The organism is Paenibacillus sp. Marseille-Q9583 (assembly GCF_976954365.1).
This window is the reverse complement of record NZ_CDRJTB010000003.1, coordinates 17,135-41,943: the sequence shown is the minus strand read 5'-3', so window position 1 is coordinate 41,943 and position 24,809 is coordinate 17,135. Positions and strand designations below refer to the sequence as shown.

Annotated in this window: 19 protein-coding genes; 6 read left to right on the top strand and 13 right to left on the bottom strand. The window is 43.0% G+C overall.

Features of this window, described 5'->3' with window-relative positions:
- Positions 1-57: 57 nt before the first annotated feature.
- Entirely contained in the window at positions 58-1,218 is a 1,161-nt protein-coding gene (locus tag ACWNM1_RS02780) for an NAD(P)/FAD-dependent oxidoreductase (RefSeq protein ID WP_449599699.1), read from the bottom strand.
- A 179-nt stretch (positions 1,219-1,397) separates the two neighbouring features.
- Between ACWNM1_RS02780 and ACWNM1_RS02775 the strand changes: the two genes are divergently transcribed.
- Both ACWNM1_RS02775 and ACWNM1_RS02770 read left to right on the top strand, forming a co-directional pair.
- Positions 1,398-2,585 (top strand): YhgE/Pip domain-containing protein, encoded by a 1,188-nt coding sequence (locus ACWNM1_RS02775; protein ID WP_449599697.1) that lies wholly within the window; start codon positions 1,398-1,400, stop codon positions 2,583-2,585.
- Between the two features lie 46 nt (positions 2,586-2,631).
- Entirely contained in the window at positions 2,632-3,171 is a 540-nt protein-coding gene (locus tag ACWNM1_RS02770) for a PadR family transcriptional regulator (protein ID WP_449599695.1), read from the top strand.
- A gap of 77 nt (positions 3,172-3,248) precedes the next feature.
- Here the strand turns inward: ACWNM1_RS02770 and ACWNM1_RS02765 are convergent, their stop codons facing one another.
- The 6 genes from ACWNM1_RS02765 to ACWNM1_RS02740 form a co-directional block, all read right to left on the bottom strand.
- On the bottom strand, positions 3,249-4,106 hold the full coding sequence (locus tag ACWNM1_RS02765) for a hypothetical protein (protein WP_449599693.1): 858 nt from the start codon (positions 4,104-4,106) through the stop codon (positions 3,249-3,251).
- A complete protein-coding gene (locus tag ACWNM1_RS02760; protein ID WP_052404147.1) occupies positions 4,099-4,677 on the bottom strand; it encodes a sigma-70 family RNA polymerase sigma factor in 579 nt (192 codons plus the stop codon). The genes ACWNM1_RS02765 and ACWNM1_RS02760 overlap by 8 nt, the downstream gene beginning before the upstream one ends.
- A gap of 281 nt (positions 4,678-4,958) precedes the next feature.
- Positions 4,959-5,129 (bottom strand): hypothetical protein, encoded by a 171-nt coding sequence (locus tag ACWNM1_RS02755; RefSeq protein WP_449599691.1) that lies wholly within the window; start codon positions 5,127-5,129, stop codon positions 4,959-4,961.
- A 26-nt stretch (positions 5,130-5,155) separates the two neighbouring features.
- Positions 5,156-5,443: an NAD(P)H-dependent oxidoreductase gene (locus ACWNM1_RS02750; RefSeq protein WP_449599689.1), complete on the bottom strand. Its 288-nt coding sequence runs from the start codon at positions 5,441-5,443 to the stop codon at positions 5,156-5,158.
- Between the two features lie 214 nt (positions 5,444-5,657).
- The gene (locus tag ACWNM1_RS02745) at positions 5,658-6,773 is read right to left on the bottom strand and encodes a slipin family protein (protein ID WP_449599687.1); all 1,116 of its coding nucleotides are present in this window, start codon (positions 6,771-6,773) and stop codon (positions 5,658-5,660) included.
- Between the two features lie 386 nt (positions 6,774-7,159).
- The gene (locus ACWNM1_RS02740; protein ID WP_339800334.1) at positions 7,160-7,309 is read right to left on the bottom strand and encodes a hypothetical protein; all 150 of its coding nucleotides are present in this window, start codon (positions 7,307-7,309) and stop codon (positions 7,160-7,162) included.
- Positions 7,310-7,371: 62 nt separating this feature from the next.
- Here ACWNM1_RS02740 and ACWNM1_RS02735 point away from each other — a divergent pair, with 62 nt between their 5' ends.
- Together ACWNM1_RS02735 and ACWNM1_RS02730 are read left to right on the top strand one after the other, a co-directional pair.
- Positions 7,372-8,682, top strand: coding sequence for a helix-turn-helix transcriptional regulator (locus ACWNM1_RS02735; RefSeq protein ID WP_449599684.1), 1,311 nt, complete (start codon positions 7,372-7,374; stop codon positions 8,680-8,682).
- Complete coding sequence (locus ACWNM1_RS02730; protein WP_449599682.1) at positions 8,669-9,493, top strand: WYL domain-containing protein; 825 nt, start codon at positions 8,669-8,671, stop codon at positions 9,491-9,493. The genes ACWNM1_RS02735 and ACWNM1_RS02730 overlap by 14 nt, the downstream gene beginning before the upstream one ends.
- Before the next feature lie 372 nt (positions 9,494-9,865).
- Here ACWNM1_RS02730 and ACWNM1_RS02725 read toward each other — a convergent pair whose 3' ends face one another.
- The gene (locus ACWNM1_RS02725) at positions 9,866-10,936 is read right to left on the bottom strand and encodes a hypothetical protein (protein ID WP_449599680.1); all 1,071 of its coding nucleotides are present in this window, start codon (positions 10,934-10,936) and stop codon (positions 9,866-9,868) included.
- A gap of 186 nt (positions 10,937-11,122) precedes the next feature.
- Between ACWNM1_RS02725 and ACWNM1_RS02720 the strand changes: the two genes are divergently transcribed.
- Both ACWNM1_RS02720 and ACWNM1_RS02715 read left to right on the top strand, forming a co-directional pair.
- Positions 11,123-11,521: a (deoxy)nucleoside triphosphate pyrophosphohydrolase gene (locus ACWNM1_RS02720; RefSeq protein WP_449599678.1), complete on the top strand. Its 399-nt coding sequence runs from the start codon at positions 11,123-11,125 to the stop codon at positions 11,519-11,521.
- Between the two features lies 1 nt (position 11,522).
- Positions 11,523-14,414, top strand: a complete 2,892-nt coding sequence (locus ACWNM1_RS02715) for a DUF3427 domain-containing protein (protein ID WP_449599676.1) — start codon at positions 11,523-11,525, stop codon at positions 14,412-14,414.
- Positions 14,415-14,686: 272 nt separating this feature from the next.
- Here the strand turns inward: ACWNM1_RS02715 and ACWNM1_RS02710 are convergent, their stop codons facing one another.
- The 5 genes from ACWNM1_RS02710 to ACWNM1_RS02690 all read right to left on the bottom strand — a co-directional run bounded on the left by ACWNM1_RS02710 (position 14,687) and on the right by ACWNM1_RS02690 (position 24,723).
- Positions 14,687-15,190, bottom strand: a complete 504-nt coding sequence (locus ACWNM1_RS02710; protein WP_449599675.1) for a hypothetical protein — start codon at positions 15,188-15,190, stop codon at positions 14,687-14,689.
- Positions 15,191-15,604: 414 nt separating this feature from the next.
- Positions 15,605-21,607, bottom strand: a complete 6,003-nt coding sequence (locus ACWNM1_RS02705; protein ID WP_449599673.1) for an S-layer homology domain-containing protein — start codon at positions 21,605-21,607, stop codon at positions 15,605-15,607.
- 397 nt (positions 21,608-22,004) lie between these two features.
- Positions 22,005-23,399, bottom strand: coding sequence for a thioether cross-link-forming SCIFF peptide maturase (gene scfB, locus ACWNM1_RS02700; RefSeq protein WP_449599671.1), 1,395 nt, complete (start codon positions 23,397-23,399; stop codon positions 22,005-22,007).
- A 122-nt stretch (positions 23,400-23,521) separates the two neighbouring features.
- A complete protein-coding gene (gene scfA, locus ACWNM1_RS02695; protein WP_076098734.1) occupies positions 23,522-23,671 on the bottom strand; it encodes a six-cysteine ranthipeptide SCIFF in 150 nt (49 codons plus the stop codon).
- 482 nt (positions 23,672-24,153) lie between these two features.
- Positions 24,154-24,723: an SF0329 family protein gene (locus ACWNM1_RS02690; protein ID WP_449599668.1), complete on the bottom strand. Its 570-nt coding sequence runs from the start codon at positions 24,721-24,723 to the stop codon at positions 24,154-24,156.
- Positions 24,724-24,809 lie beyond the last annotated feature (86 nt).

Here is a 24,809-nt window from a genome sequence, read left to right as displayed (position 1 = left end):
ACCTTCGCTATATTAGTTGAACTTAAGATTTCCCTATGAAGGGAATTGCGTGACTAATCAATTAATCGCATGCTCTAATGCATAGTCTTCAAGCGGAATATCAACCTGTTGATTCATCGCCAGCTTGGCTAGCTGCTCACCAAGGAAGGGTCCCATCGTTAATCCGGATGAACCTAGTCCATTAGCAACAATTAGTTTGTTCCATCCTTGAACCCTGCCCAACACGGGAAGAAAATCTGCTGTAAATGGACGGAACCCTACTCTTATCTCATTTAGGCTACAATCTGCAAGACCGGAAGCCGTTTGAAGACCTTTATTTAAAATTTCTTGCATTCCACCTGCGGTTATAGAGGTATCATAACCTACGACATCATTTTCGTGAGTAGCACCTACTACGATATTTTGATCCGCAAATGCAAGGATATATTGATCTGTAGGCGGCATTACCACAGGCCATTGCTCTGTACTCGCTTGTTGAGCAAGCTTCAAGTGCATGATTTGAGCTTTTTGATAACGCACCTGGAGCATGATCCCAAGCGGATGAAGCAAAGCGTTAGACCAGGCCCCGGCGCACACAATCACTTCATCCGCTGTGAATGTCTGTTCTCCGACGCTAACCCCTTTAATTTCATGATCATCATGCTCAAGAACAGCATCTCCCTCAATCATCTGCGCACCGTTACGCTGTGCCGCTCTTAGCAATGCATCACGTAATTCACGTCCGTCCACTCTTGCTGCACCCGATACATGAAGCGCATGATAACCTTCCGATAATAATGGAAACTTCTCTTGTGCTTCAATATCCGTCAGCATCGTAAGCTCGCCTATTTCAGGGGCGTCCTCTCTGCGCAGTTCTGCTCTTTCTTTCATAGCGAGTAACTTTTTCAGATCATCATGAATACAGATCGCTCCTACTTTTGCGTATCCAGTCTCGGTTTCTCCAGCCTCTTGAAGCTCTTGAATAAGTGCTGGATAAAAGCTTGCTCCCGCCTTAGCAAGACGATACCATGCTTTGTTTCTGCGTTGAGACAACCACGGGCAAATAATCCCTGCTGCTGCATCCGTTGCTTGTCCAACATCTTTACGATCTATAATGATGACCTCAGCACCTAACTTACTGATCTGATATGCCGCTGAAGCTCCTAATATCCCTGCACCAATTACAATAACCTTGTTCATGTCCAAAGTCCCTTCAGTTATCACTTTTAATTCATACATTAACACATTCACTATATATCAATGTAACAACCCGAATGATAATTCAATCACTACTTACCCATTGTATCTTAAATTTGACATTTCTAATGAATTATCGTACTATAAATCTCACTCAGTTAAAAGTACTTTAATTAGAGTACTAGAATAAAAGTGTTATTCATAAGAAAGAAGGTATACAATTGAAGTTTTCACAGTTTTTGAAGTCTAAAGGGGCCATTGGTTCTATTTTTATGGGTGTGTTCTATGCCATTGCGATGCTTGGTATTTTCTTACCAGGGTATACAGCACTTCCAGGGAACATGGATGATTTAAAAATTGCTATCGTCAATGATGATGCAGGTCAATATGGGGCTCAGATTTCGAGTCAGTTTTCGGAGAGCTTACCATTCAAAACGATAAAAACCGATGTATCGAATAAAAAGGCGATGGATGAATTAGAACATAATAAGTTAGCTCTAGTTGTCCATATTCCAGAACAATTTTCCGCCAACGTTCAAAGCGGTAAGGTATCCGCAAGTATTGATTTCACAGTCAACGAAGCTTCTGCGACCATGGTATCTTCAGCCATGTCTTCCGTTGTAGGAGAAATTAACAAACAATTAAGCGCCAACTTCTCAGAGCAAACCGCAAAAGGTGTGTTAATGAACTTTAACGTACCAGAAGAACAAGCCACCACAATGGCTACACAAATTGAAAATAGTTATGTCGGGAATTATGTTGTCATCAATGATGTTCCGGACGGTATGCACAACAACATGCTACCTATGTTCTTAACTATGGCTGGTTATGTTGGGGCAATGATTGCCTCTATGCAATTAGTTGCTTCTTTTAAAGCGAACCGCGGGAAAGCAAGCAAGACAAAACTGTTTATGTTCGTTCAATTCACAGCCTTATTAATTGCTGTATTATCAACAGTTGCTGCTTTAGCCATTGCATTCTCTGTTGCAGATGTAGACCTATCCTTACTGTTACCAGTTGCTGCCCAGCAAATTCTAATGTATATGGCTGCATTTAACGTGTGTGCGATTATGGTCTTCCTAGTTGGCGAAGGCGGTATGGTCTTAAATATTCCAATCCTGCTCATGCAAACCATCGCCAATGGTGCTACCATGCCTCGTGATATGATGTATACACCATACGATTGGTTTGGCCGCATCACACCGATGTATTATTCTGTACAAGCTTATATGGTACAAATGTTTGGTTCCATTAGTCCAGCACCCTTCTTATGGGGATTAGCAGGCGTATTTGCCGGGGCTATGATGATTAACATTGTAATTGTCCGGTTTGTTCATAAACCTGTACCTCTGACTAAAGAAACTATACTGCCCGTTGAAGTTAAAAATACAGCTGAAATAACCGCCTAGGTTTGGTAAGATAGAGTTTAGCCAACAATTAGGAGTGGGTTCTGTGATGTCAATTCAAATTTATATCCTAAGTAAGTTAATGGATGAAAATAATTATCCTTATAAATTAAAAAAAGAACTATCCACCCCTATTCCATTTGATAAATTGCTAAATCTATCTGAAAGCAAACTATATTATCACTTTGAATCCCTAACGAAACAGGGCTTAGTTGAACAGGTAGAGATTATTAAGGAAGAACATCGCCCAGACAAACAGGTGTTTTCCATTACTGATAAAGGGCGCAAGCAGCTCCCGATCAAGATTTATCAGGTAATAGAAAATGCAGATTCTATTTCAGATATGATTGTCGCTCTTGTGAATCTTCGTTTTGTAGAGACGGACAAAGTGATCCCTATTATCGAGAAGAAAATTGAACAGTCACTGATAAAAAAGGATCATTTAAATCAAATTTACCATCGAATAGATGTACAGAGTTCCTCTCGTGAAGTCGTAGATTTCATGGAAAGCTACTACACTTCTCAACTTGAGCAATCTATTCACTGGTGGAAGGTTCTTTTAGAAAAGCTGAAAACGAACACGATATAAAGAAGACGCTCAGGGTATTCCCCCTAGCGTCTTCTTTATGTGTATCTATGGGCAATCTCTATCCTAAGTAGACCATCTTATTTGGAATCTACAACCGGAACCGAAGCTGGAGCTGCAACTACCCCTTCATTCTTCTGCAAGTTCTCCTTCACTTCTCCAGTCCCTAAGGACTGTACAGGAGCACCGATGCTGAAACTGTCGATGATCTTCCCAAGAGTGGCTTGGTCAAAGTCTTCTTGAGCATACAGTTCAACGGTGAAGCCTTCTTTTTCCCAAATCACAATTCCATTTGCAAAATATACTTTAGTCCCGTTAATTACTTCTGTCTTCACTTCTTCCGTAGTACTGATCCCATTGTCGCCGCCCTTGGAGATTAGGAAATTAACAGCTTTATCCCCGGAGTTATACTGCACTTCAACCATGCTGGTCCCCTGAAGAACAACATTCACAAACGCATAGTCTGCCATCCAGGTTGGTGCCGGGAAGTTCATTCCTAGCTCCGCACGTGCTTCATCCAGGGTCAACTTGGCTGCAACCGGCAATTCAATGGCAACATTCTCCCCGCCTTTAGTCTCTTCAGATGGTGTCATTGACTGTGCAGCCGAAGGGATTTCCTTATCGTATTGCGTGATTTCGAGATTTCCTACTTCAAACTTTGCCATGATCGATTGGAACATATCCTGTGCATAGGAGGTTGCAGAGAAGGCTCCACCTAGACAAATTACTGCACTACCAATCACTATTGCATTTCTCCAGCTACTTTTTTTCATCGTTACCCCGTCCTTTTTCTCTGATTTGAGTTCAAGAGCTCCATGGTCCAGCTTGTATACTAAACGGTTATAAATTCTTTCTTTGGCGGCAGTGTTATCCTGTTCGGTATTTTCAAGCAGCTCTATGGTTTTGCTGAATTTTGTGAGATCATTTTTCTTATTCATGGTTGAATCCTCCTGCTTTTAAGGAAATATGCAGTTTCTTCAGACTTCTATGCAACACGACACCAATATTGGACTCACTGACGCCCATGATCTGTGCGACTTCGGAATTTTTCAGCCCAGCCCCATATTTCATTGCAATGATATTACGTTCCTTCTCACGTAGCTTGGAGAGCGCCTTGAACAGTGCTTGATTATTATCCTCACGAATCGCCAGTTCCTCCGGAGACGGCTTGGGAAATATGAGCTCCAGCAAAGAATCTAGTGAGGTGTAGCTTCTTTTCTTCTGCCCCCGGAAGTAATCCGTCACAGCGTTCCTTACAATGGCAAACAGCCAAACCTCAAAATTCGATTTTTCTTCTGAAAAGCTGTAATACTTGCACATCACCGTCTCAAACACCTGACTGCAAATGTCCTCTGACACGTGGTGGTTATTAATACGATAACTAATATATTTGTAAACACGTTTGTAGTACGTATCGTACATCCGGGTAAATTCCTCTTTTGACATCATGGCACCACGTGATCTTTCGATATTCTTGTAACGGTCCGCAGTACCCTGGATAACTTCCATCTTCACCCTCCTTCCACCTCACCTTCATCGAAAAGCTAAACAAATTGCGCAATTTGTTGTGAAGAAACTTACATAAGTTAATACGTAGAAAAGCCCAAACCATTAACAAATGTTTTGCTGTAATCGTGGGATTAAGAAACCATCATACAACTTATAGTTCACCAAATGGAGACGAAGGACCTTTTTCAGCGATCGTTCATGAGGTTAATAATCACAACAAAAAAAACGCAACCCCGAAAGGCTGCGTTAATGTTAACCCCTAACTTCCTGTTCTCCCTAGTCTAATTAGTTATTTTTGCAGGTGCAAGCTTTAGTAATTCTACATTTAGGCGTTGCCCAGCTTCCTCATCAATACGATACCCATCTGCTTCTAGCCGTTCTATTTGCCGATCTAAGAAATAAACCGTATTAAAAATCTCAGTAGCACCCAGCACGGATAATACAGGTTTCATTGCATATTCAATTGCTAGAAGATGACCTAACGAACCCCCAATAGCATAGGTACAATTCGCTTATCAACCAGCGCTTTTTGCGGAAGGAGATCTAAATAGGTTTTTAAAATCCCCGTATAGGAAGCTTTATAGATAGGCGTTAATATGGCAACAATATCTGCTTCTTCCACTAGCATATTGGCCCCTAGAACCCCCTCGCTGACAAAATTGGCCGTAAGCAAATCAACTGCAGGTAGCTCCTGCACATAGATTGAATGGTGAACGATCCCCTCTTGCGTCAGAAATCTTCCAACCTGCTGATGGATAGCAGTCAACCGGGACTTTCTGTATTTCCTCCATTAATAATGACTGCTTTGCTCATTACACATTCCCTCCTGTGCTCGCACCGGTTAGTGCTTTTTCAAGTGTTGGAACAACAGGTAAAGAACCTATTATGAACTGGATGAATATACAGAAATTTTTCAGAAAAAACAAACAAAATGCCAGTCTCCATTAGGAGTGGCACTTATCTGTTCCATTTAATATTCCTTATTTGCCTGTCGCTTTTCGTTCGCCAAGCAAAGAGTTTAGTTGCTCCAACAAATCCCCGCCACCCGTAAAAGATATAGATCCGATTTTCTCGCATATTCTCTCGAGGAATTCCAGCTCTTTCAGTCGGAACAGCGTCTGATTCTCGTCCATTAGCTTTGCGGTGTTAAGCAAGCTTCGGGTTGAGGCCGTTTCTTCACGACGAGTAATTAGATTTGCCTGTGCTCTTTTCTCCGCAAGCAGAACGGTGTTAATTATATCTCTCATTTCCCCTGGCAAAATGACATCCTTAACCCCAGCACTCAGGAAATCTACTCCGAACTCTTCACCCTTCTCACGTAAACGGGATAGGACGAACGACGCAACGTCCTCTTTTCGTTTCAAAAGATCATCCAATTTGAGCGTTCCGACATATTCCCGCAGCATAAGCTGAAGCTGGATATGGATTTGCTCGTCAAATGACTTCATTTCCAGAGCACGTAATGGCGTTACGATCTTGTACTGACAAACGAAGTTAAGCCGCAGCGAAACTTTGTCTTCCGTCATGATCTCTTGGCCGATAAGATCCATTTGTTGTTGTCTTAAATCAATCGTCTTTACCACAGTCGAAACTGGACCTCTCCAGAAGTGGTACTTGCCAGGAGGAAGTTCTTGTTGTAATACGTGATCATAAAACAGAAATCCAGATTCGTAGCTCGCAATTTCGTAGGACTGCACACTAGATGTTAGCTTCGCTATAATTGCACGGTTTACCTCGACAGGCAATTCAGGTTGTCTGATATCTGCATGGAAAAAGGTGTGTTCTTTAAGTATATTCCAGAATGCGTAGACACCAGGCTTAAGTAATTGAACAAATTTTCCGTCCTCATAGTACAGAACATACTCGTGATCTTGTACACGTACGATATCGAGCTCACGCACGAGATCTTCATCATGAAGGAATAACTTCATATCTTTTCCTTCCACATTAAACGGTTTAGCGATATTCAACACCACAACGGTGGATTTTGACCACATTGAAAAGTGATAGCTCCCCGGCATCAGCTTTTTCACATAACTTCCTTTATGAAATAACAAACCACGTTCGTCAGCTTGAATCGTTACTTTGTTCAACATAATGTTTCCCCCTAATTAGTTCGACCATTGGTCTTAGAATCCCACTGAAGTTCTGGCGGAATCTCGTTTTAGCTAAGCGATTTATCTGTTGTTCTCATGGATATTCTCACACTTTAATCTAAGAGAACTTCCTGAAATTTCGCACAAGCGGTATCCACGGATTGCAAAGCCTTACTTCAGTGCACTAAAGCTAGCTGCAAGGGATTCTAGCCTTTGGTCTTTTCTTCAATTTTTCGCTCGATTTAAAGTCGAGTGCTCTACCAGAATCGCGTCCAAGGCGATTGGGGAATTGAACCCCTAATAAGGGATTCTTACCGATCCGATCGTACAGGATACCGTAACATAGTATGCACGGCACTGCGGGATACATCGATATCCGCGCCTCGTTACGACCGTCCAAATAAGAACCAATGTATGATGAAACGCCATTTGGCGTTTACCATCTTGCTAAATGCTGCCTTACAGGTTCTATAATCGCTCATTTCAGCCTTAACGAACATGGTGAAAGTATTACGACTGCATATAAACTTTTCCATTACACCCAAATCCCTCCCCTGTTACAATGGAAGAAGATGCTTCATTTGAACGGAGGATACCTTTGGCTAAGGAAAGCTTTGATAAAGAAATACAGTTTCTGCGAATGCTGGTGCTTACGAGCGGGGCATTCAGCAGACAACAGTTCGCAGACAGATTGGGGATTTCCGTTCACACCTTTGATAAAACGATCCGACGACTCAAACAAGTAGCTAGCTCCACGTACCAGCACTTGGCGGATGAACAGAGTAGGGAATTTTCCGAGACCTTTCGCCTCAGATATTATGACTCCACCGATCCATTACTCTTATTTCTATTCCGCGCCAAATCCGTAAAGGAATCTGAAAGCCAGCGAGTCTCGCTGCTTCTAGGTGCAATGAATGGACAAGCCTTGACTGCGAAGGATTTATTGGAGATGTGCTGCAGCAGTCTGCCTTCTGATCTACCTTTACCTGACGAAAAGACCATTCGCTCAGATCTCAAATACTTGGAGGAGGTCGGAGTCATTACAAGAGAGCCGGGATCTCGCCCGTACCGGTATCGAATCCAAGACGACTTGATTCGAAGCTTATTGGATGAAGAGCTTATCGATTTATATGATTTTGTAGATGTGATGGCGAACACTCAAGTCCCTTCCGTTCAAGGATATTTACTGCGGGATGGATTAAAAAAACATCTTCTCCGCAATCAAGTTGAGCGGCATGCCGTTGAACCATTTTTATATAAATATCACTATTACTCGAGGATTTTAGATGAGGCGCATCTGTTTACACTTCTTCATGCCATGCGTCATCGCCGCAAAGCCAGGTTTCTATATTTCTCACCAAAGTCTGAAAAAAGCTACGCATCCAAAAACACCAATCCCCTGTTTGAACGTGAACCAGAGGGCAAAGTTGAAAAGGTGGTTCCACTTAAAATTGTGTACGATCATCAATATGGAAGATGGTATTTGCTCTCCTATGATAGACAGGGTATTCGGAAATACCGAATGGAAGGAATTACGCAAATCGAAGAAGATGAAACTGTGGATGAGATCTGGTACGACAAAAAGAATAAAGAACTTGCCGAGAAGATTAGATACAGTTGGTTGATAGATACTGGCCGGCCGGTGACCGTACGTGTCCGGTTTTTTAATCCGGGAGGTTCGCAACCGAACTTCATCAAGGAACGGGTACTCTTGCAGGGACAGTGGGGGGAAATTGTATTTGAGGATGAACATTCATTTATTTATGAAATCATCGTAAACGGGGTGACTGAAATTAAGCCATGGCTGCGTAGCTTCGGTTCTAGCTGCGAGGTTCTGGAACCCGCTTCGTTTCGCCAGGAAATAATTGCAGAATGGAAGGAGATCCAAGCTTACTATGAATCTGTTTGAGAAAATATTCAATCACCAGATCATTTCCCGATTGGAGGATTCCGGTACTTTCATGATCACTACGCACGAACGGGCCTGGCTGAAGACGATGCTGGAGCATCCCTCGGCAGCTGATGCTTTCACTGCGGATACTATGGACAAGCTACGTACTGCCCTTGAGTCGGAACAGGGGATGGATATTTCCAATCATTTGATAGAAAAAGCCCGTACGCTAGAAAAACAGGTCTACCACCCTCTTCTGCGATCTTTGCGCCGGCATATCATGAATAAAACGGGGATTCTTATCACCTACGCGATTAAGGGCGACCGTATTAATAAGGATCATTTTGGGTTTCCGTATAAGCTGGAATACTCCATGGTCAAAAGAGAATGGTATTTGCTCTGGTATCACACTCGGCATCACTCCTTGATGAGTACCCGGCTAAAGAAGATCCAGTCCGTCACATCAGAATCAATGGAACCCTCCGCAGCAGAGAACATTCTAAAGAAGATCGGAAAAACGCTTGAATCGCGTAAAACCGAAGTCATCATTGAAATTGTACGCGTTTATAACGCAGAGCTATCCCGTATTCTATACGCCTTCTCCAGCTTTGAAAAAAATGTTGAGTATGATACGGAGAAGGATACCTATCGAGTCAGAGTTTCTCTGCTTGGGGATGAGCTCGAGTATTTACTTTCCAAGATACGTTTTCTGGGAAAGCGGGTTTGGGTGGTCGAAGGCGATTATTTGAAAAAGCGGATGCTCGAATCATCGTCAAAAACTTTAGAGCGTTATGGAATCATACCCACCGATGAAGAACTATCTTCGTAATCTGAGATAAATAAGAGTCATGTAGTTAGCAATCTATGCCTACATGACTCTTTTGAATTACCTATTAATATTTGCTCAATATAGATGTTAATACATCTCCATTAATGTTGCCTCCGCTTATGACAAGAGCGATGTTAGTTCATCATTTACTCCAATCTTTTTTATCTGTATTTTATTCTTCCGCACCATCAGTATTATGACTCAACCCGATCTACTACTACATTTTTCACAGCATTGCTCACCAACACAGCCACTCTACACAAGGGATGAATGTCCGGTGTGAACAACTTTATACGATGAATCTCCAACAAAGTTTGATATATTTCCGCTTACGAGATAGCGACTCATTTGAAGCTTATTTACCTGATGTATTTACCGATCTTGACTCTCCACAAACACTACCTTCTCACCCTTTATGAGTTCAGCGATAGAATAGTATCGTGCACCAGAGTTATTAATTAGTGGTTTAGGTAGATGCTTCAAATGAATTACATCTTTACTACAAAGATTATAAAACCGATACTCTTCTCCCGGATGATTAAATCCATACCCACCGTTTATACGATTTGATATGTATTCTTTAATTCTAGTAGCAAAATCTATCTGTACACCTTCTAATAAAACGTTGAGAGAAGGAGACAAAGGATCGAGAACAACAATCTCATCGATTTTATATAGAAACTCCATTTCTCCACCACCACTAGATCTGAAAGTTATATATATTGGAGTTTTATATGAAAAACCCTTCGCAGTATGTGGGCACGCATGAATAAAGTAATTCTTCGTTAACTCATACGTCTTACCCGCAGCAACCGACAGAACTTCAACCTCGTAGTACTTCATTCCTTTTCTCACCCCTTTAATAAAATCTATAAATTCTGTTGCAACTGTTACATCCTCACCTCTTCTTTTCTCTTGACTAATTACATCATTTATTAATTCTAAAATGTCTGTCCAAGTAAGACTGACAAATCCAGTTTCAGGTGGATGAAGAACTCTATACTTTGTTAAAGTTACACCTACCTTAGGCACATTAGCATCGAGCGGAAAATTTGTTGGATCAAGATACGACTCAAGTTGTCTTGATATATCCTTTTGTTGTACAGAAGCACTCACGCTCTTAGCTTCAATTATAATAACTAGTTTTTTAGTGTTCCCTTGAAACAAAGATAAGGTAATATCGCGTCTTATTTTCTTTACTCCAGCTGATAACATTTCTGCGTCTACTTGAACGAAATCGAAGCCCTGCTTAAATTCCGTGTACTTATTTGAAGTCAAACGAGTAACTTCTTTTAAAAATAACTGTATCAAGTTAGGATATCTTGAAAATAGGTACGATAGTCCTTTAGTCTGCTTCGTCTCTGTATCCCCATGTAACAAATCAAAAAAGGTTGAATGGTAATCCGTATTTCCCTCATGATAAAGACGTAGCATAGTTTTCATTATCGATTCTCCCATACATGATAAATAGGTTTCGTATCACTAGATGCTATCATCCATTCGATGAATAGTCTGTCAGAAATCTTTCATAGTATCCCTCAGTAGCCCAAATCCCCAAAACTATAATAGAATAGAACTATAAATGCAGAATTAATTGCATAAATACTAGACTGCATACCGGAGGGACTTATGAAAAAACATATCTACGTAGTTGGAGCTGTCATCATCGAGAATAATAAGATCCTCTGTGCACAGCGCGGAGCTACTAAAACACTAGCTTACAAGTGGGAATTTCCTGGTGGTAAAATTGAGGAAGGCGAAACTCCTCAGGCTGCGCTAAAGCGCGAGATTAACGAAGAAATGAACTGTTCAATTGAGATTGGCGAAGAAATTGAAACTACCGTGTATGAATATGATTTTGGCTTTGTGCATCTGACTACTTTCTATTGCCACCTACTAAGCGGGACGCCTACCTTAACTGAACATGTTGCAATCCAGTGGCTATCTGCGCATGAACTGATGTCACTAGATTGGGCGCCTGCTGATATTCCTGCTGTACACAATATTCAGAAGAAGCTGACAATATAACATGGACAACCCTATTCAGCATTTAAAAAGCACATTAAATTGGGCGTTTATTGACCATCAACAGGACTCTTTGGATCAATACAAGCCTAGGCTTCTAGTCAATAATAAAGAGACCAGCGATTTTGTTCTTACTCCTTTGCTCCAAGAACTCGATCGCTGTCAGTCCTTTATTTTTTCCGTTGCTTTTATTACTGAGAGTGGACTAGCCACTCTGAAGTCTCATTTAGCTGATCTAAAGATGCGCGGGATATCGGGCAAAATCCTTACCTCAAATTATCTGAACTTCAACCAACCCAAAATTTATAAAGAGCTTCTAAAAATCACAAATGTTAGCGTACGGTTGACGGATCTAAGTGGATTTCATGCCAAAGGATACGTTTTTGAGCATGAAGATCATTCCACTATCATTATGGGAAGCTCCAACCTAACCGCCGCTGCATTAAAAGCCAACTATGAATGGAATGTGAAGCTAACCTCTTTTAAACACGGAGGGCTCTTAGAACAATTTCATAATGAATTCGAGAAGGTATGGCAAAATGCTGTCCCACTAACGGATAAATGGATTGAATTGTATCAAATTCTCTATGACGAGGTTCAAAAGGCAAACCGTAACCATCCATTGACGCTACCCTTAGTTCCTGAAGCGATTCCGCAAACTGTTTTTAGTACAATTTCACCTAATAAAATGCAACAGAGTGCGCTGATGAATCTACAAGATCTTCGCAGCACTGGAGCGCAGCGAGGATTGGTCATTTCGGCAACAGGAACTGGAAAAACCTATCTCTCTGCTTTTGACACAAGGAACTTCGCACCTGGTCGAATGCTATTTATTGCACACCGAGAACAAATTTTGCACAAGGCAATGACTGATTATCAACGAATTCTTGGGGGCAACGATAGTGACTACGGTATTTTATCCGGTACTAGCAGAGCTATAGATGCCAAATACATTTTTGCTACCATCCAGACGATTTCTAAACTCTCAACACTAACTAATTTTGATCCCAAGGCATTTGACTACATACTGATTGACGAAGTCCACAAAGCTGGAGCTCATTCTTATCTTAAAGTTATTGAGCATTTTGAACCTAAATTTCTACTCGGTATGACCGCTACACCCGAACGTACGGATGACTTCAATATCTATGAGCTTTTTGACTATAACATTGCCTACGAGATTCGTCTGCAGGAAGCTTTGGAAGAGGATATGCTGTGTCCATTTCACTATTTTGGTGTCACTGATTTTGAATATAACGACCAAATGATCGACGATACAACGATGCTTTCTCAATTGGTTACGAACGAAAGAGTTTCTTACCTAATCGAAAAAATCGAGTACTATGGACATTTCGGCGAAACTGTAAAAGGTTTAATCTTTTGTAGTCGTAAAGAAGAGACCTTAGAACTATCCCGCATGTTAAATGAAAGGGGATATCGCACAAAGGCATTAACAGGAGATGACTCCCAGAAAGACCGTATGCAGTGTGTAACAGACCTTGAGTCCGGAAAACTGGATTATATCTTAACGGTGGATATTTTCAACGAAGGAATCGACATCCCTTGTATTAACCAAGTTGTGATGCTGCGCCAAACCCAGTCTAGCATTGTTTTTGTTCAGCAGCTAGGACGTGGTCTGCGTAAACACTCGGGTAAAGAGTTCGTCACCATCATCGACTTTATCGGTAACTATAAGAACAACTATATGATTCCGGTAGCCCTCTCTGGAGACAAGTCTCAGAACAAAGACAATATCCGCCGTCATATGAAAGACACTAGTTATATTAAAGGCGTCTCAACAATTAATTTCGAAGAGATTGCAAGGCAACAAATTTACCGCTCGATTAGCAACAGCAATTTAACAGCGCTTAAAATCCTTAGAGAAGAATATTTCCAACTCAAAAATAGGCTGAATCGAATCCCCCGGTTAATCGATTTTATAGACAACGATTCGATCGATCCACTGATCTTTACTGAGGAACACTTTAGCTATTATCATTTTTTGCAGAAAATCAATGAAACCGTGCCACATCTATCTGCACAAGAGAAAATGATTATAATGATGTTGTCCGCCGAGATTCTGAATGGAAAACGCAAACATGAAATCCTACTATTAAAGCTACTATTATCCAAAGATCAGGTTACTTATGAAGAGTACATTAATGGACTTAAAGAAACGGGTTGCTCAACAGATTCCAAAACGATCGATTCGGTAAAACGTAATCTAGACTTATCTTTTTTTACTGAAGCGGTGCAGAAGAAATATGGAAGCACTGCTATCGTTGAGTTCGCTCCAGATCAGTCTTTTAGATTGCACCCGACGATGGCCCTGTCCTTACAGAACAATGCTTATTTCAGAGAAATGATCACAGATATTGTTCAAACCGCAATTCATAAAAATGAGCAGTATGTCTGCAACCAGCCACTTACTCTGTATCAAAAGTACTCACGCAAAGACTCCTGTAAATTATTAAATTGGCATAGCGATGAAAGCTCCACCATGTATGGATACAAAACGAAGCACCAGACCTGCCCGATCTTTGTAACGTATCACAAACATGAAGAGGTGGAAGCGAGCACGAATTATCAGGAGGAGTTTGTAAGCCCGGAGATTCTGAAGTGGTCCACAAGAAGTAGACGAACCCTCGAGTCCGATGAGGTTAGAACGATTATTGAGGCAGACCAACGAAACATCGAACTGCATGTATTTGTGAAAAAAGACGATGCCGACGGAACAGAGTTTTATTATCTGGGCAAAGCACATCCGGATCAGAAAAGTGCTGTTCAGGCATCTATGGTCGATGATAAGGGCAAATCAATACCTGTTGTGCATATGGATTTGGTATTGGAGCATTCGGTGGAGAGTAAGCTGTATGGGTATTTGACTCGGAGTTAACCCGGAATGATTGCTCATAAAACTTAGTGAAATAGGGTGTCTTATAAGCATCGCTATTTCAACTTCGTTGACAAATCCGGGCTTTGTTATTTCAGTAGATACTCCAAAGTCGACGCTGGATATATAGCACGTTAGGCAGTACCGCAGGAATGGGCAACGCATTATCCCCAGTACCATAAAAGGACCTGCTTTATCAGGAAAGAAATGTCGTTCATTGAATACAGGAGAAGGTCCCATAACTTTGGTTATGGGACCTTCTCCTGTATTTATTGCTAGCCTCTAAATTCACATTGACTAATTAGCAATTCTTTTTCTTCTTCCGTAATAAGCTTTGGATTTAAAGTCTTATCCTTAATTGCTTCTAACTCATCAATCCCAGCTGCTTTTTTATTTTCAAAATAAGTATTTCCAGCATCATAAGATGTAATTCTCCCTATTAATTGTCTGTCAAAATCCAAAGGGATAGTTAAAATTTTTGAAAAGAATCTATTTCCAATAACGATAACCTCATCATTTTCTGCGCTACATCCTAAAGAGTGAATCTCTTTGTCATGCTGGCCTTTCAATAAGATTTTTTCTACATAAAAGTATGCCATAATATATCTTTTGTTGCCGATACGGGCATTAAAGAAAATATAGGACCCCGGACTAATGTGATTTTTAATAATATTACCATTCTTATTACTATTCCCATAAACTAAACGTGTAAAGTTCGGATCAATATGACCAGAATTGGCTTTTTCTGCACTATAAGTAACAATGAGATGTTCATGCATTAAGTTTTCCTCCCTTCATTGCGATGTCTCAATTAACTTCTCACCCTTCGAGAAGTTGATCACATCATTCAAAATATCCTCTTTAAGGTATATTAATTGGGAGATCATTACATTCTCATAATAACAATTATACTGAGCGGTGATGAACTGGATCACTAAGGTAAGTCGACAGGAATCAATTGAGGGGTTTATCTATAAAGACGGACTGTCGCATATGATGAATCACTTAGACAAGCTCGAATTAATTTACTGCTATCCCTCCTAATGTAGGGAGTAGCCTGAAATTACCAAAATAATCAAAAACAACTACAAGTGCCTTGAGCAATCCTTAACAAAACAGATCTTTATGAAGCCCTATCTAACAAAAAAGCGGATTCAGCCCTATGCTGAATCCGCTCTTCCATTACTCACAATTTAATCAATAAGCCCCGACTTCTGCAGCAAACGCTGAATCAGGACTGCCACTTCCGCACGGGTGACATTAGCCTTTGCCTCCAGCTTATTGTCGCCACGGCCGCTGATTAAGCCAGCCTTGGCGGCTAGTGCCAGACTGTCCTTGGCCCAGACGCCTATGTTACCTGCATCTGTAAAGGCAGCGAGTACACTTGTCGCATCCACTGTGCCAGTCTTGTCCGCAAGGCCAGTTAACTTCATCGCTTTGGCGATAATGTTCATAGCTTGCTCGCGTGTAATTGGAGCATTCGGCTGGAATGTCCCGTCCTCAAAACCGGTGATCAGACCGTACTCGGATGCAGTTTCAACCGCCCCTGCATACCAACTATTCGCTGGTACGTCCGCAAACGCGGTCTTTCCTTCCCCAAGCTTCAGTCCCAGACCTCGTACGATGATCGCTGCGAACTCAGCCCGGGTGATATCTGCATTCGGGTTAAACGTCGTTTTGTTCACTCCATTAATTACTAGACGAGATCCCATATCGTTCACTGCGTCCTTCGCCCAATGATTCTCCACATCCGCAAAAGTCAGTGGATGCCAGATCACCGAATACGAGCTATTCGTCACACTCTTAATAACTGCGTAGTATTTGCCGTCCTTCAGAACGAATCTGGTCGGTACATGGCGCACTGTGCCATTTGGCTCCACAACGACGCCAGTCGTAATCTGGTTTGGATCAGTACCACCTGGAAGTGCCACTATCCGCTCTACGTAAGCATTGAACTGACTCACTTCCACTGTCGATGTACCGTAAGTAGCGGTAACAGTGAAATCTAGTGACGGTGCAACGAGTGTAAAGCCACCTCTGCTTGCCGCATCCGCCACTACCTGGTTCATGGATACTGAGGATTCGCTGATCGTAATCTTCAGTGTGATATCTTCCAGCTTCAAGCCGCTTCCAAGTTTTTTAGCTAACGCATCAATATTGATTTCGTCGGCTGGCAAAGTATAAGTCCCTTTGCTTGTCTGAAACACTAGGGTAGCCGATGCGTTCTCCATGTTCTTAATGATTTGACCATTTAACTCAGCGACAATGACGTTGGAATCCAGCGTCACAGGAACGGTCACCACCGCCCCATTACCTTCCGCGTCCAGCTTTGCTTGGAGTTTAGCTGGGTCGACGACGATAATAGTTGTAGCCACGTTCCCTAAGGCCGTTGTTGTTGCTTTGCCTGCGTTCTCTTCCTTACCGTTAACAAGGACGATCACATCGGTAACGACTGTGTTCGCGTTACCGGGGGTTGTTCCGCTATTCGAGTTACTTCCGGATCCTGGGCTGACCGGATCAGTACCAGGTGTTACGGTATCAGCCACCACAGCTGCTGTTGCACTACCGTATTTCACCACTTTGCCGTCAGCATCTACCTCTGCAATCCCAATCGTATCCCCATTGGCCGCAGGAACCAATCCCTCACTGCCTACAAGCATGTATCCAGTCAGGACATCTCCCACATTTGGTACGACTACGCTACCAGCACCAAAGTTCTTATAAAAAAGCTTATGTCCTTCAGCCAGCGCAGGTATAACAGTGATTTGTGTATAGCCGTTATTTGCCGAGCCACTTGGATCGATGGCGTTCACGTTCAAGCCACCCGCAGGGTTAAGTATATTAATTGTAAAGGTAAGCGTGGTTGCCGGTCCTGCCGGAACGGACCCGCTAGCTACCACCCGTACCTTAACGATGTGCTCACCACTCAAGTCCGGCAAGTTGGTTCCGTCGAACCGTACATAAGTTCCGTCGTCCAATGAAAATTCCATACTTGTGTCCAGACCAACAATCGTATTGTTCTGATCATCAGCGGTGACTTCAGGCGCGGACGGAATGACCGCATTCGAGTCATGAACGATAACCTGAACAGCAATAGAAGCGAATGCTGTTGCCGTTGCCTTTTCCCGAACATAATACGTGTCCGGCGCAAGGTCAGTAATCATTGTGTCTGTAACTTCTGTCCAAAGACCCGTGCTGCCTATTTTGTATTCCATGTGGACTGTCAGATTCTGAATGGTGCCGTTATTAGCTCCATTGTAAGTCACATCCGTAACAGTCACTCCTACCGGAGCCGCTGCACGAGCTGGAATGCTTAACGTCTGTACCGCACTGTCCGTTGTTGTTGAACCGTCACCTTTCTTAAGGATGCTCAGTGACGTTCCCAACCAACTGCTTTCTATTTCCAGCTTTCCATCTACTGACACCGTAATCGCTGTATCGTTTACCATGTATGAGCCACTTGGCGTCAGGCCTGCCAACTGTTCAGTAGCATAGTCGATGACGGCCGCTGGTGTCGCTTCTGGCGTTTTGGTGAATGCCGATACCGTCACTTGCACCGAAGCCGAGGTAAATGAAGTCGCTTTTGCTTTCGTCCGCACATAATACGTGTCAGGAGTAAGTCCCGTCACGCTTGTACCCGGTACATCTGTCCATGCACCTGCTGTGCCTTTTTTGTATTCCATCGCAAGAGTAACATTGATGAGCATACCATCGTTTGTGTTCATTCCCGTTTCACCCGTTGCTGTCACACCAGTCGGCGCCACTAAACGGGACGGAATGCTTAGCGTCTGTGCCGCACTATCCGTTGTCGTCGAGCTGTTGCCCTTCTTCACGATGCTTAGCGATATTCCTATCCAACTACTATTAATGTCCAGCTTACCATCTGCTGTCGCCGTAACCGCTGAACCATTTACCGTGTACAAGCCACTTGGCGTCAAGCCTGTCAACTGCTCTGCCGCATAGTCAATGATGGCTGTCGGTGTTGCTTCCAGCGTTGGCACGAACGTAGCCACCGTCACGATCTTCGCTTCTGACGCAAATGCTGTCAAAGTCGCTTTCGTCCGCACATAGTATGTGTCCGGAATAAGTCCTGTTACGGTTGTGCCCGACACATCTATCCATGCCCCTGCTGTGCCCTTCTTGTATTCCAACGCGTTTGTTACGTTCGTCAATTTGCCATCGTTGGCATTTATCGCCGTTTCATCCATCGCCGTTACACCAGTAGGCACCCCTGAACGGGACGGAATGCTTAACGTCTGCGCCGCACTATCCGTTGTCGTCGAGCCATTGCCCTTCTTCACAAGACACAGCGAAGTTCCCAACCAACTGCTACCAATAGCTAATTTGCCATCTGCTGTCGCTGTTACCAAAGCTCCGTTTACTGTGTACGAGCTGTTTGGCGTGAGACCTGTCAATTGTTCGGCCGAATAATCAGTAACAGCTGTCGGCGCCACTTCCGGTGTTGCTACAAAAGCAACCACCGCCACTTGCACTGAAGCTGACGTAAATGCCGCCCCCGTCGCTTTCGTCCGCACATGGTACGTGTCTGGAGTTAGTTCCGTTACGGTTACACCCGTCACATCCTTCCATGCACCTGCCATACCCTTCTTGTATTCCATCTCGGTTGTCACGTTCGTCAGTGTACCATTGTTAGCATTTATTGCCGTTTCGTCCGTCGCCGTTATACCTATCGGCGCCACTGGACGGATCGGAATGCTCAGCGTCTGCGCTGCGCTATCCGTAGTCGTCGAACTGTTGCCCTTCTTCACGATGCTCAGTGACGTCCCCAACCAGCTACTCTCAATAGCTAACTTGCCATCAACTGACGCTGTTACCAAAGCGCCGTTTACCGTGTACGAGCCACTTCCCGTCAAACCTGTTAACTGCTCAGCCGCATAATCAATGACGGCTATCGGTGTCGCTTCCGGCGTTGGCACGAACGTAGCCACTGTTACGCTATGTGGTTCTGATGCAAATGCCGTCACCGTTGCTTTTGTCCGCACATAATACGTGTCCGGAACAAGTCCCGTTACGGTTACACCTGCTACATTCGTCCATGCACCTGCTGTACCCTTCTTGTATTCCATCGCGGTTGTCACGTTCGTCAATGTACCATCGTTAACACTGATCGCCGTTTCATCCGTCGCCATCACACCAGTCGGCGCCCCTGCACGAGGCGGAATGCTTAGCGTCTGCGCCGCGCTATCCAATGTCGTCGAGGCATTGCCTTTTTTCACGATGCTCAGCGACGTATCCAACCAACCACTGTTAATGGCCAGCTTACCATCTGTTGTCGCTGTTACTCCCGTACCGTTCACCGTATACGAGCCGTTTGGCACCAGACCGGTTAACTGCTCTGCCGTATAATCAATGATGGCTGCCGGTGTCACTTCCGGTGTTGCCACAAACGTAGCCACCGTCACGCTCTTCGCTTCTGACGCAAACGCCGTCACCGTCGCTTTTGTCCGGACATAGTAGATGTCCGGTTCAAGTCTCGTTACGGTTGCACCTAAAATATTCGTCCAAGTACCCGCCACACCCTTCTTGTACTCCATCGCAGTTGTTACGTTAGTCAATATACCATCGTTAGCACTTATCGCCGTTTCATTCGTCGCCGTTACACCAGTCGGTGCCCCTGGACGGAATGGAATAGTCAGCGTTTGTGCCGGGCTATCCGTTGTCGTCGAGCCATCACCTTTCTTAACGATGCTCACTGACGTCCCCAACCAGCTGCTGTCTATAGCCAGCTTACCATCTGCTGTCGCCGTTACCGCCGTACCGTTGTTAACCGAGTACGCGCTGTTTGGCGTCAGTCCGGTCAGTTGCTCAGCTGCATAGTCAATGATAGCCGCTGGTGCCGGAGCTCCCGTCTCAAATATTTTAGCGGTTATTCTATAATGATCAGCATCCGTATTATCGGTTGTCACCAAGACAAGCTTGTCACCAAAGGTGGGATACAATTTGAAGCTTGGATAATATTCCACAGCGTACATCCAAGTGGTTTCATTGAAACCCTGCATAGCCACCGGAGCGGAATCCACCGGCTGATCCGATGTAAAGACTAAGTTACCGTCATTGTCATAATAATTAAGGTTAGCATACTGCGTTCCCGACCATTCTTTAAAGTTGTTGTACGCATCATTGATGGCATTGGTAGAAGTGGGGTCCGTACTTACGGTTACAAAGCCCGGATTTGCACCATCCCTATAAATAGCAGCCGAAGATTCACCTAGAGAGCCGCTTACTGTAAAATCCCCCTTACTCGTACCGTTCTTATCATATAAAGAAACCGTTGATGAGTCGTTTCTATAGTTATATTGGCTGAACATGAAATTCCCGTTGTTCAACGTGGATAGAAACAGCTGTTTTTCATCCGTTCTTATTCCTTTATTAATCGTATTTAACAGAGTCCCACTATTACTGAATATCTTCAGATAAACAGTATCCGTCTGGGGTCCTACTCCTGAATTGTAAGCAACCATATATACACCGTCTCCAGCGGATACATTAGACATGCTCGCATTATGGGAAACCAGAAGTGTTTCTCCCGAAACTGGGTTGCCCTCAACAGTGAACACACGCGTAGCCGTGCTAATATTGTCGTTCCGTTGCCAGGAAAAAGCTATATTGCCGTCCGACAATTCCGTTATAGAGACAAAGCGCGTGAGTGCCGGGGTACTGGCGGCAGAGTATGTATTAATCTGTGTCTGACCGACCACCTTTTGTCCTGACTGGTTTAGCACCATGAAATAGGCATTGGGAGTACTCTCCCTAACGTTTCCCAATTGCAAATTGTTATCGCCGCTGTCGCTTTTATGGTAAGTAATCAGAATCCTTCCATCACTTAGCGCAAGCATATTCACATCAATCATTTGGTAATAGGTATCCATTAAGTTACTTAGAGGAACATCCGCTTTAGGAGCTCCCGCGCTGTCAAAAATCTTCAAAAAATAAGTATAAACGTAGGAATTGCCTTGATAAGCGAATGTGTTCAACACTACTGCGGTACTTCCGTCAGGAAGAACATCAACATCAGAAACATTCTTACCCGAGGCGTTTGTAACTGGAGGCTGAATGGGAAAGTCCACCGTTTTGGTGAATGAGGGTGTGGCAGCGTATGCCCGGAGTGAAATCATCGGCAGCAGCCCAATGACTAATATAAAAGCCAATCCAATCTTGCCTAACTTTTTTAACATTGCTTTCCTCCTTGTCGAATGACTATTCATATAATTGTTAACGCTTCCGTAATTGCAGTTAATACAGAAAAGCAGATTTCTATCCTATTATATCGACATTTCTTAGAAAATAGTTTATTTTTCGACAAAAAAAATACGTTAAATCACGAATTTAATATGACTTTAGTCATATATATTTGTGTCCAAAGGAAAAATCATAGATTTGCACATTAAAAAAGCCCTCTCTGTCTATTAAACAGATTAGGCCATCACGTTTTGAATTCCTCATCCTTATTACCGATCGAGAAGACAATCTATGATCATAGTAGTAACTCTAGTTGATACAAAAAAAACCGAGAAAGAACACTTTATTTAAAAGTGTCTATTTCTCGGCTACCATTTATATTCGTTATGTTAATTAGCTAGGTTGCTCTTCCATCGCTCTAATGGATTCATCCACCTTCACCATCATGGAACATTCGACTCTCTTGCGGAAGATGTCACAGCTGAAGTCATAGGTTCCGACCAAGGAACCCGTCGCGTGAAGCGCATTGGCAGGACAACCGCCGCTGCAGTAGAGCTTCGCCCAGCAGTCCTTACATTCCGGCTTCGAGTAGCAGTTGCTCTCTTTAAATTGACATTGCAGCTCAGGCTTTGTGATGCCATCCCAGAGGTTTCCCATGCTGTATTCTTCATCCCCGACGAACTGGTGACAAGGAAAAAGCTCACCCCAAGGGGTGACAGCAAGATATTCAGTTCCTGAACCACAGCCAGTGATTCTCTTCTGGATGCAAGGCCCTTCCGAGAGGTCAAGCATGTAATGATAAAAGGTAAATCCCTTGCCTTGCTCACCGCGCCCAATCATTTCCTTGGCGAGAATTTCGTATTGGTTGTATATCTCCGGGAGGTCCTCCTCGGTAAGTGCATAAGGTTCCCTTGGATCACAGATGACCGGTTCCATTGAGAGCTTGTCAAAACCAAGGTCAGCGATATGAAAAATATCGTTGGTAAAATCGACATTGTTGCGAGTGTAGGTTCCTCGTACATAGTACTCTTGGTCTCCGCGCTTACGAACGAATTCCTGGAACTTCGGAACAATATGATCGTAGCTGCCTTTGCCGTTAACCGTTTGACGAAGCCGGTCATGAACCTCTTTTCTTCCATCCAGGCTTAATACGACATTGTACATTTCCTGATTTAGAAACTCGGTGACCTCATCATTCAGCAGCATTCCGTTCGTCGTGAAGGTGAAGCGGAACTTCTTTTTGTACTCTTGTTCTTTGCTTCTTGCATAAGCTACGATCTGTTTAACCACTTTCCAGGCCAGCAGCGGTTCCCCGCCGAAAAAGTCGATGTCCAGGTTTCGATGATGACCCGAGTTTTCAAGCAGGTAATCAATAGCTTTTTGTCCAACCTCATAGCTCATGATTGCCCTATCTCCGTTGTATTTCCCTTGGCTAGCGAAGCAATAGTCGCATGATAGATTACAGGTATGTGCAACATTGAGGCAGAGTGCCTTGACATAAGTTTTTCGTTTTTTTAAATCGAGCGAGAGGTTCTCATACTCATCTTTCGTAAAAAGCTGACCATCATTTATAAGCACCTCGATATCCACGATGGTTTCTCGAATGTCGCTCTCAGAAATACTTGAATCATGCTTATATTTATCCAACATCAATGTCACGATTTGTTCGACAGAAGTTTCCTCATAAAGCGCTATAATTTCATATGCCAGGTCATCAACAACATGTACCGAACCACTGTAAGTGTCGAGCACGATGTTATATCCGTTTAGTTTATATTGATGAATCATACTTGCTAATCAAGCTCCTTTTACACACAAGTAGAAACGGCTTTGCCTTCCTTTAGAGTTAGCATCCGTTTCTTAAAAATAGCCGCCCATCAGCAGAGCAATGGGCGGTAACATGCCGAATCCTATCTGTTCATTGCATTTTCACACTTCTGGTTTGCAACTCCGCAGGAGGTTTTACAAGCGGACTGGCAAGAGGTCTGGCATGCGCCGCATCCGCCGTGTTTTGCCGTATCCATCAGTTTGCGTGTGCTTAGTGTTACGATTCTTTTCACGTTAAATAACTCCTTCTGTAATTTCTTGTGTTCACTTTCACTTAATTTCCATGGAACATCGTAGCAACATCACGTAAGTACGTCTATGATTCCCGTCACCTAGCAGAGCAGAGAGGGGTTAAACATAAGCATCAACGTTAATTTTCGTGCAGCCGTTCATGCTTGTGATCGTAGGATGCCGTAGAGGGAACCAGATTTAGAGCAATGCTAAAAAAGTGACCAAAGAAACAAAAAAGAGACGGCAATGATGCCATCTCTTCAATAACTTTTTTCTCATACTTGTCCGTAAAGTCCAATAAATATAAGGATCTCATAACACTGTATCCTTCCTTACCAGTAGAGCGACACTCTCCGATTCCATATACACTATATGCGAACATCCCTCTCATTATCATGGCTATTGTTATGGTGGGAAGAAGTCGCGTAGAATTAGGGATTTTTGTAGGGAGTGTTTCTTGAATATTCAATGAAGTTATTTATTTTCATAATGTACTACGCCGTAGTTCATAAAAATACTGCACAATAGGATGCTTTAACTTCATCTTCTCAGTCATGTTCAGCATTCGCTTTTTTCCAACTCGTCTGTCCACTAAGGCAAAAATATTCAATAAAATATCGTCGCTTTCTAAGCTCTCCTCTATGGAAATAGATAAATACTTAGTAGCTATAACAATAAAGTTCGATTTACTTAATGATGTCTGTGCTGACAAAAGCTCCTTTGCAACTTCTGATATTTTTCTGCTTCTTGCAATGACTATTAGCCGATCCTCCGGGATGATCCCCTTACTATCTTTTCTAACCGCTTCAATGTCTTCATGGTTGATAGGAATTTGAAGATCTGAATCATTCTTAATCTCCTGCTCCGTCTGATACCATCTAATTGAGCTAGTTCTATCATTCATATTAAGTACGTTCTTTTTATCTACCGAAATATAACAATTCCCTGATTTATCAGGTAAATAACGGTAACTGCTCGCGCGATATTCAACCCTGCCGTATAACGCAGGACAGAGAAAACTCTCCAGTTGTTGCTTCAATTTGCTCCAGGACATGTATCCTCCTATGTTTTATGTTATAAATACCTGTTAAGGCAGTCGTTCTATTATACAATACATAATACATTCCCACTAAAACCTGA

Bases quoted from the DNA above. Each gene is read 5' to 3' on its own strand.
- ACWNM1_RS02755 (WP_449599691.1), bottom strand. From the start codon at position 5,129: ATGAAACCTGTATTATCCGTGCTGGGTGCTACTGAGATTTTTAATACG.
- ACWNM1_RS02770 (WP_449599695.1), top strand. From the start codon at position 2,632: ATGTCAATTCAAATTTATATCCTAAGTAAGTTAATGGATGAAAATAAT.
- ACWNM1_RS02715 (WP_449599676.1), top strand. From the start codon at position 11,523: ATGGACAACCCTATTCAGCATTTAAAAAGCACATTAAATTGGGCGTTT.
- ACWNM1_RS02745 (WP_449599687.1), bottom strand. From the start codon at position 6,773: ATGTTGAACAAAGTAACGATTCAAGCTGACGAACGTGGTTTGTTATTT.
- ACWNM1_RS02710 (WP_449599675.1), bottom strand. From the start codon at position 15,190: ATGCATGAACATCTCATTGTTACTTATAGTGCAGAAAAAGCCAATTCT.
- ACWNM1_RS02740 (WP_339800334.1), bottom strand. From the start codon at position 7,309: ATGGAAAAGTTTATATGCAGTCGTAATACTTTCACCATGTTCGTTAAG.
- ACWNM1_RS02765 (WP_449599693.1), bottom strand. From the start codon at position 4,106: ATGAATAAGAAAAATGATCTCACAAAATTCAGCAAAACCATAGAGCTG.
- ACWNM1_RS02690 (WP_449599668.1), bottom strand. From the start codon at position 24,723: ATGTCCTGGAGCAAATTGAAGCAACAACTGGAGAGTTTTCTCTGTCCT.
- ACWNM1_RS02725 (WP_449599680.1), bottom strand. From the start codon at position 10,936: ATGAAAACTATGCTACGTCTTTATCATGAGGGAAATACGGATTACCAT.
- scfB (WP_449599671.1), bottom strand. From the start codon at position 23,399: ATGATTCATCAATATAAACTAAACGGATATAACATCGTGCTCGACACT.
- ACWNM1_RS02705 (WP_449599673.1), bottom strand. From the start codon at position 21,607: ATGTTAAAAAAGTTAGGCAAGATTGGATTGGCTTTTATATTAGTCATT.
- ACWNM1_RS02730 (WP_449599682.1), top strand. From the start codon at position 8,669: ATGAATCTGTTTGAGAAAATATTCAATCACCAGATCATTTCCCGATTG.
- ACWNM1_RS02760 (WP_052404147.1), bottom strand. From the start codon at position 4,677: ATGGAAGTTATCCAGGGTACTGCGGACCGTTACAAGAATATCGAAAGA.
- ACWNM1_RS02720 (WP_449599678.1), top strand. From the start codon at position 11,123: ATGAAAAAACATATCTACGTAGTTGGAGCTGTCATCATCGAGAATAAT.
- ACWNM1_RS02780 (WP_449599699.1), bottom strand. From the start codon at position 1,218: ATGTATGAATTAAAAGTGATAACTGAAGGGACTTTGGACATGAACAAG.